Source organism: Nguyenibacter vanlangensis, from assembly GCF_013376155.1.
Lineage (GTDB): Bacteria > Pseudomonadota > Alphaproteobacteria > Acetobacterales > Acetobacteraceae > Gluconacetobacter > Gluconacetobacter vanlangensis.
Window position 1 is genome coordinate 1 of sequence record NZ_JABXXP010000325.1, and the last position, 3,262, is coordinate 3,262.

The following is a 3,262-nucleotide window of genomic DNA, read 5'->3' on the forward strand; positions in this document are numbered from 1 at the left end:
GACGTCGGCCAGGGTCAGGCGGGCGATCGGCCGCGCGCCGATCCGGGGGTGACGGGCGAGTGCTTCGGCCAGCTTGCGCCCGATCATGCCGGCGGCGCCAAGTATCAGAACATGCATGTGATGCTTCCCCTACCTGTCGGATTTCGGGCGAACCATTGGGGGCGAACCCTTATGGGCCGTTCTTGTCCGCAGGCATTGTCGTTGGTCTTGCACGCATCCTGTTCGGGACATGCGGGCGATTGCAAATCGCGTTTTGAGAGAGACCGATTACGAAATCCGATCCCTCGAACCGATGCCGCCCGCGAATATTGCGGCGCCGGCGTTGCGATTGATGGTTGCAACCCGGGAGGGGTTTTCCTTGCCCGGGAGGTTCAGTCGCCGAGCATTTCCGCGGCCGTCCCGGCGCGCAGAAGCGCCTTGACCCGCATCAGCGCATTGCCCGTTGGACGATTGCGCAGCGTCACCATCGCGTAGGGGCGCAGGATCGGCGGCAGTCGGACCGGCAGTTCCGCGATGGCGCCATGACGGACGAAGAAGGCGCTGATCTTGTGCGGCAGCACCGCGACGAGGGTCGTTTCCACGAGCATGAAGATCGTGGCGGTGACCGACGCGGATTCGACCGGAGGCGGGGGAAAAGGCAGACGTTCGACCGTGAAGGCTGCCTCGATCGCGCGCCGCATCGGGCTGGTGGACGGTTGCAGCAACCAGCGTTCGCCGGCCAGGTCGCGCAGCGTCAGGCCGGGGCGCGCCAGCAGCGGGTGGCCCGGACGGACGACGATCCGCAGATCCTCGTCGCCCAGTGGTTCGATGTCGAGATCCTCGTTCTGGATGAGGCTGACCGGCCGGCCGACCATCAGGTCGAGCCGGCCGTTCTGCAGGTCCACCAGCAGGACGTCACTGCTATCGGTCGCCAGCGAGATGGAGATGTGGGGATGGTCCTCGACGATGCGACCGATGGCCGGCGCGACGAGATCGGGCAGCGCTGTGACGATCGAGCCGATCCGGACCACGCCGGAAATGCCGGTCCGCAATTCGTCGATGTCCTGCCGGAGGCGTCCGATGTCGTTGAGCATCAGGCGGGCGTGGCGCGCCACCAGCGAGCCGAACGACGTCGGTACCATGCCTTTGGGCAGGCGCTCGAACAGCGATACGCCCAGTGTGTGTTCGACTTCCTGCAGCAGCTTCGTCGCCGTGGGCTGCGACATGTTCAGAAGTTCGGCGGTGCGGTGGAGGTTGCCGCTTTCCTCCAGCGTGAGGACCAGCGTCAGATGGCGGAATTTCAGTCGCGTCAGAAGCTGATGCATCTGTCTCGGTGCCTCGTGGCTCGGTGTACGGTATCCACTATGGACCTGAATCAAAAAGGATTTCAGGTTCGAGACACATTTCAGGTCCGAGATATTAGCTGTCGTAGATCACGGCGAAGCGAGCATAGGCGTTTTCCAGGTGGGTGCGCATGGCTGCCGCGACGGCGTCGGGATCGCGGGCGTGGAAGGCTTCCATGATCCGGGCGTGTTCGACAAGGGCGTCGGTCGTGACCTGGGAGAAGAGCCGCAGGCGAAACAGCCGGACATGCACGGCCTGGCGCACGAGGATGTCATGGAACAGCTCATTTCGGCTGGCCTTCGCGATGGCGGCGTGGAAGCGAGTGTCTTCCTCGGCGAAGCGGTTATACGCCACCTGGGTGTCGGTGCTGAAACGCCGGCCCATGCCGTCGGCAATCGCGCCGATCGCATCACGTTCGGCGTCGGACATCAGCAGGGTCGCCTTGGCGGCGGCGGCGGGTTCGAGCAGCAGGCGCAATTCGGAGAGGTCGGCGAACTGCTTGCGGGTCAGTTGCGGGGCCGCGCGGTAGCCCGACAGATGCACTTTCACGACCAGGCCCTGGGTTTCCAGGCGGCTGAGGGCCTCGCGGATCGGGGTTTGCGAGACTTCGAGTTCGCGCACCAGCGCATCGACGCCGATTCGGTCTCCCGGCTCGATATCGAGGGCCATCAGACGTTTGAGCAGGATCTCGTACACCTCGCCGGCCAGCCGGACCGGCCGGGCCAAGGGGCGGACGGAAGACTGGTCGGCCGCAGGCAGATTAGCCGAAGACAGGTCAGCCGAAGATGGCGTTGGTGCGGCGATGTCCGGTTCGGAGGCGACGGGTGAAGGGCCGCGTCGCGGCGGTCTCGCAAACATGTCTTGACATCTCCCTGGGCCGTCGGCGACGGTCCCTGCATATCGTATATCCGATCGGATCGGATCTGCGGAAGAAAAAGAATGGCTGCACCGTCATGGAAGCGGGGACGCACCACTATGAAGACAATCGCAAAGATAATCGCACTCATCGGCTGTGGGGAGTCGGGGCGCGCCCATGGTTCATCGCCGACGACCAGGGTTCCGCCCCCTGCCCGGCCATGCCTGTCGGGGGCGTGACGGCTGACCGGGCGGGCTTTCCGTGGATCGTTCGCCGCCCCGGAGCGGCGAACGATTCAGCCGTCATCATGATCTTTCCGGAATCACATGCCGTCGGTCACCATTGTCGGAGAAGGGTCACATTCATGACACGGATACGCGGACCTCTGCTGGGCTGCATCGCCGATGATTTCACCGGAGCGACCGACCTGGCCAGCACGCTGGTCGCGGGCGGGATGCGCACGGTCCAGACGATCGGCGTGCAGGATGGGGCGATGCCGGCCGACAGCGCCGCCGATGCCGTCGTGGTTGCGTTGAAGACCCGCACCATTCCCGCCGAACAGGCCGTCGCGCAGTCGCTGGATGCCCTGACGTGGCTGCGGAACATGGGATGCCGACAGATCTTCTTCAAATATTGCTCGACCTTCGATTCGACGCCGGAGGGGAATATCGGCCCGGTGGCGCAGGCCCTGCTGGAGGCGCTGGGGGCGCCCTTCGCCGTGGCGTGCCCGGCCTTTCCGGCCAATGGGCGCGTGGTCTGCCAGGGATATCTGTTCGTGGACGGCGTGCTGCTGAGCGAGAGCGGAATGCGCAACCATCCGCTGACGCCCATGCGCGATCCGAACCTGGTGCGGGTGTTGCGGACCCAGACGAACCTGCCGGTGGGGCTGGTCGCCCATCGGGCCGTGGCACGGGGGAGCGAGGCGGTCCGCATGCGCATGGCGGAATTGCGGGCCGAGGGCATGGGCCTGGCGATCGCCGATGCGCTGGACGATGGCGACCTGATGGTGTTGGGCGAGGCGTGCGCCGACCATGCGCTGGTGACCGGCGGGTCGGGCATGGCGATGGGGCTGCCGGCCAATTT

Annotated in this window: 3 protein-coding genes; 1 reads left to right on the forward strand and 2 read right to left on the reverse strand. The window is 65.5% G+C overall.

Annotated elements, in window-relative coordinates; translation table 11 throughout:
- Positions 1-371: 371 nt before the first annotated feature.
- Positions 372-1,304 carry a LysR family transcriptional regulator gene (locus HUK84_RS13195; protein WP_176640704.1) on the reverse strand — a complete coding sequence of 311 codons (933 nt, stop codon included), beginning with the start codon at positions 1,302-1,304 and terminating at the stop codon, positions 372-374.
- Positions 1,305-1,398: 94 nt separating this feature from the next.
- Positions 1,399-2,181 (reverse strand): GntR family transcriptional regulator, encoded by a 783-nt coding sequence (locus HUK84_RS13200; RefSeq protein WP_176640705.1) that lies wholly within the window; start codon positions 2,179-2,181, stop codon positions 1,399-1,401.
- Between the two features lie 362 nt (positions 2,182-2,543).
- Here HUK84_RS13200 and otnK point away from each other — a divergent pair.
- Positions 2,544-3,262 (forward strand): 3-oxo-tetronate kinase (otnK, locus tag HUK84_RS13205; RefSeq protein ID WP_176640706.1); only part of this gene is annotated, 719 nt, incomplete at its 3' end.

Excerpts from the sequence above, each read along its gene's own strand:
- HUK84_RS13195 (WP_176640704.1), bottom strand. The coding sequence starts at position 1,304 with ATGCATCAGCTTCTGACGCGACTGAAATTCCGCCATCTGACGCTGGTC.
- HUK84_RS13200 (WP_176640705.1), bottom strand. The coding sequence starts at position 2,181 with ATGTTTGCGAGACCGCCGCGACGCGGCCCTTCACCCGTCGCCTCCGAA.